General features: G+C 36.8%; 2 protein-coding genes. One reads left to right on the plus strand and one right to left on the minus strand.

The features are described 5' to 3' along the window. The coding region (locus OZD62_RS01805; RefSeq protein WP_338063127.1) for a tetratricopeptide repeat protein at positions 1 to 2,507 on the plus strand (2,507 nt) is incomplete at its 5' end. Between the two features lie 38 nt (positions 2,508 to 2,545). Here the strand turns inward: OZD62_RS01805 and odhB are convergent. Next, positions 2,546 to 3,718, minus strand: coding sequence for a 2-oxoglutarate dehydrogenase complex dihydrolipoyllysine-residue succinyltransferase (gene odhB, locus OZD62_RS01810; RefSeq protein WP_010962667.1), 1,173 nt, complete (start codon positions 3,716 to 3,718; stop codon positions 2,546 to 2,548). Positions 3,719 to 4,280: the final 562 nt, after the last annotated feature.

The raw sequence follows: 4,280 nt of genomic DNA on the forward strand, positions 1-4,280 counted from the left end.
TGGATACTTTTTTCTCATCTTTACCCCGTACTAAAATTTCAGATATTATAGCCTTTTACTTGTTTCCGGATAACCTCTTAGGAGGCTTTCGATTTGAGGTGAGAAATCCAGTAGGATCGTTCACTGGAAGGACAGAAGAATTACGAGAACTACACAAATTAATACAAAAAAGTCAAGGTGTAGCCACAGTAATATCGCAACTGGTTTCTATTAGTGGGTTGGGAGGAATAGGTAAGACTGAGCTGGCCAAAAAATATATTGAAGAACACAGTAAAGATTATGACAACAATATTATATGGATAAAAGCTGAAACCCATGAAACCATGGTGCAGTCTTTTCTCAGGTTAGCTAGAGATCCTTTAGGCATTCCTACAGAAGATAGGGATATTGAATCTATTGTAAGAGACATATACGCTTTTTTCGCCAAGAGAAAAAGTCTCTTTGTTTTCGATAATGCAGAAGAATATAGAAGTGAAGGTCAAGATGCTGGTATTAGTCAATTCTTACCGTCCCACTTTTTATCATCTGATGATAATAAACCTAGTGTTTTGATTACCTCTCGTAATCAGAAATGGGGAGATATAAAATCATTAACATTGGGTGCATTTACTGAACCAGAATCAATAGACTTTATTAGAAAAGCATTAGGTATAAAAGATGGGTCACAAGAAAATGAAATAAAGAATTTGGCAGAAACATTACAGCATTTTCCTTTAGCTTTGCAGCAGGCAGTTGCATACATAAAAGAAAGGGATATAGCATTAAAGAATGTAGGCTTGAAGTTTGAAATTAGTGATTATTTAAAGAGATACAAAGAGGAAGCAGAAAAATTACTTGATTTTAAGTTTCCTAAAGACAGCGACAATAGCTACACCAAGACAACTTTTATAACCTGGAGAATTACTATTGATAAAATCAAAGATAACCCAGAGTATGGTCAGCAAGCCAAAGAAATCTTGGATATCATTGCCTATATTGCTCCTGACAACATTCCTGCAAAAATGTTTTTAGGGGTAGAACGCAATGAAGAAAAGTTAGGTGATGCTATCCAACTACTTAAACAATATTCAATGATCAACTCAGGAGAAGAGCAAAGCTCAGTCAATATCCACAGGTTAGTACAGCAAGTAACAAGAATAGAGTTAGAAAAACAAGGCAAAGACAAAGTTGTGAAAAAGACTTTTGAGTTACTGGAAGAAAGCTTTCCTTACGGCAGTGATAAATTAGAAGATTATGCTAAGAAACGACAATTATTGCCGCATTTAGAAGCGTTCTTATCACATGTAGATAATTGGCTAACAAAAAATCCTTCAGAAAAACAAACAATAGAAAAGGATTATCTTGTAAATTTGTTAATATGGATAGGCGATGGATATTTTGATTTAGATCCTAGAAGACAAAAGAAGTCGCTTGAACGGGTTTTACCTATCATCAAGAAACATTATGGCTCTGATCATTTTCAAGCTGCTATTACATTAGCAAACCTTGGCATTGCTTATGGTGCTTTAGGTGATCCTCAGAAAGAAAAAGAGTTGCTTGAACGGGCTTTACCTATCTTGAAGACACATTATAGCCCTGATCATTTCGAAGTTGCTAAACTGCTGGCAAACCTAGGTAACGCTTACGGGTATTTAGGCAATTATAAGAAACAAAAGGAATTGCTTGAACGAGCTTTAGCAATTCAAGAGAAACATTGTGGTTCCGATCACTCTGAAGTTGCTAGAACACTGGCAAACTTAGGTAACGTTTATGGTGCTTTAGGTGATCCTCAGAAACAAAAGGCTTTACTTGTGCGAGCTTTACTTACTTTTGAGAAACATTATGGCACTGGTCATCCTGAGGTTGCTAGAACACTAATAAGTTTAGGCACCGCTTATAGGGCTTTAGGTGATCCTCAGAAAGAAAAGGAGCTGCTTGAACAGGCCTTAACAATTAAAGAAAAATATTACAACTCTGATCATTTTGAAGTCGCTATTACTCTGACAAACCTTGGTATCCCTCATGTGGATTTAGGTGACTATAAAAAACAAAAGGAGTTACTTGAACGGGCTTTAGCAATCAAAAAGAAACATTACAGGCCTGACCATTTTGAAGTTGCTAGAACACTGGCAAACCTCGGTAATTCTTATAGGGTTTTAGGTAATCCCCAGAAGGCAAAAGAGTTGCTTGAACAGGCTCTAGCAATTCGAAAGAAACATTACGGCCTCGACCATTTTGAAGTTGTTAAATTACTGGCAACCCTCGGTATCGTTTATGGCACTTTTGGCGATCATCAGAAAGCAAAAGAGTTGTTTGAACGAGCTTTACCTATTTTTGAGAAACATTATGGCTCTGGTCATGTTCAAGTTGCCAAACTACTGGCAAATCTTGGTATTGCCTATGGCGCTTTGGGCGATCACAAGAAACAAGAGGAATTGCTTGAACAGGCCTTGCCTATTTTTGAGAAACATCGTGGCCCTGATCATCCGGAAGTTGCTAAACTGCTGGCAGAACTAGATGACATTTAGGTTTTTAGCAATACTGGATTAACAACAATTCATTTGAGCTATACTTCCAAAACTAATCTATTTGGATCTTCTATATAATTTTTTATTTTAACGAGGAAAGTTACTGCTCCTTTGCCGTCAACTATTCTGTGATCGTAAGAGAGAGCAATGTACATCATAGGTCTGATTTCTACTGCATTACCAACAGCAACTGGCCTGTTTTGTATTGAATGCATTCCAAGTATTCCAGATTGCGGAGGGTTTATTATCGGAGTGGAAAGAAGTGAACCGTATACTCCACCGTTTGAGATGGTAAATGTTGCACCTTCCATTTCTGATACTTGTAATTTACCCTCACGAGCTTTTTTGCCAAGAGCAACTAAAGTCAACTCAATTTCTGCAAATGACATCTGATCGGCACCCCGAATAACTGGTACAACAAGACCTTTATCGGTGCCAACAGCAACACCTACGTCATAGTAATGTTTATATATGATTTCATCGCCTGAGATTTCAGCGTTAATTTCAGCAATTTCTTTCAATGCTTGCACCGCTGCCTTTATAAAAAACGACATAAAACCAAGTTTTATTCCATATTTTTTTTCAAAGGCGTCCTTATATTTTGCTCTTAGATCCATGACATTCTTCATGTCAATTTCATTGAACGTGGTCAGTATTGCAGCAGTATTTTGCGATGCTTTCAAACGAGCGGCAATTACTTGCCTTATTTTGCTCATTTTTACTCGTTCCTCTCTTTGCTCTCCATTTACTACACTTTTTGGCAATTCATATTGTTTTATTGCAGGTTGTTCAGCTTTGTTCATATGGCCTATCACATCTGCTTTTGTTATTCTGCCTCCCATGCCAGTTCCTTTGACGCTTTCTGCACTGATTGCATTTTCTTCCATAATTTTACGAGCTGATGGAGCATCTTTTTTAGCAGCACTTTCGCTTTTATCTTCTTTTCTCGCTTCCTCTTTTACTTCTCCCATGGAAAGCTTCGCTAACAATTGATCAGGACTTATTACATCATCTTCTTTTATAAGAAATTCAGTTATTTGCCCTGAAGCTTCTGCAGTTAATTCGAGTGCTGTTTTGTCAGTTTCAATTTCAAAGATCAAGTCATCTACTTTTACTGCTTCTCCAATACCCTTCTTTATTTTTACTATACCTTCTGTAACTGATTCACCACCAAGAGTTTTTGGTGCTCTGATTTCTATAATTTTGCTCATAAAACAACTTCCGTATAAAACTTTCTATAGATTTATACATGAAAAGAGACATGTAATAAACTAATAAATTCATTGAGGCTCTTATCATTTAGAAGTGACAAACGGATAACATATTCCCAAATGTCATTCCAGCACGTGACGCTAGGCCATAAAAATTCCTTGACAAGCTTTGCCATCCCCCCTATCATGAAACTGAAGCTATTTATTTATCTTCGCAATCTGTGCAGGTTAATGACAAAAAACTTAGGGTATTTGGCGTCTCATGTTTAATTTTTCGCACTACGTGCATCGCATGTCTTTAAAAATTTCTGGGTTTTTACCTATATAAGCCGAAATGCGCTTACAAAGCGTTTAAGACAGCAAAAAACGTCAAATTGACAAGGGAGAATTTGAATGCTAGCTACTACGGGGTTTCTTTGCCTTTTTTCCTGCTTAGTAAATTTCTTAAACACTTGCGGTGTAGGTTAGTTGCAAGTTAAAAGCAGCTAAATCGCTCTTAATCAAGCGTTTTAGAATAAAAAAAACGCCGATATTTTAGTACATAGTAAATAGCCAACCACCA

Origin of the sequence: Wolbachia endosymbiont of Drosophila seguyi (assembly GCF_028981765.1) — a bacterium.
Classification (GTDB): Bacteria; Pseudomonadota; Alphaproteobacteria; order Rickettsiales; family Anaplasmataceae; genus Wolbachia; species Wolbachia pipientis.

Bases quoted from the DNA above. Each gene is read 5' to 3' on its own strand.
- odhB (WP_010962667.1), bottom strand. From the start codon at position 3,718: ATGAGCAAAATTATAGAAATCAGAGCACCAAAAACTCTTGGTGGTGAA.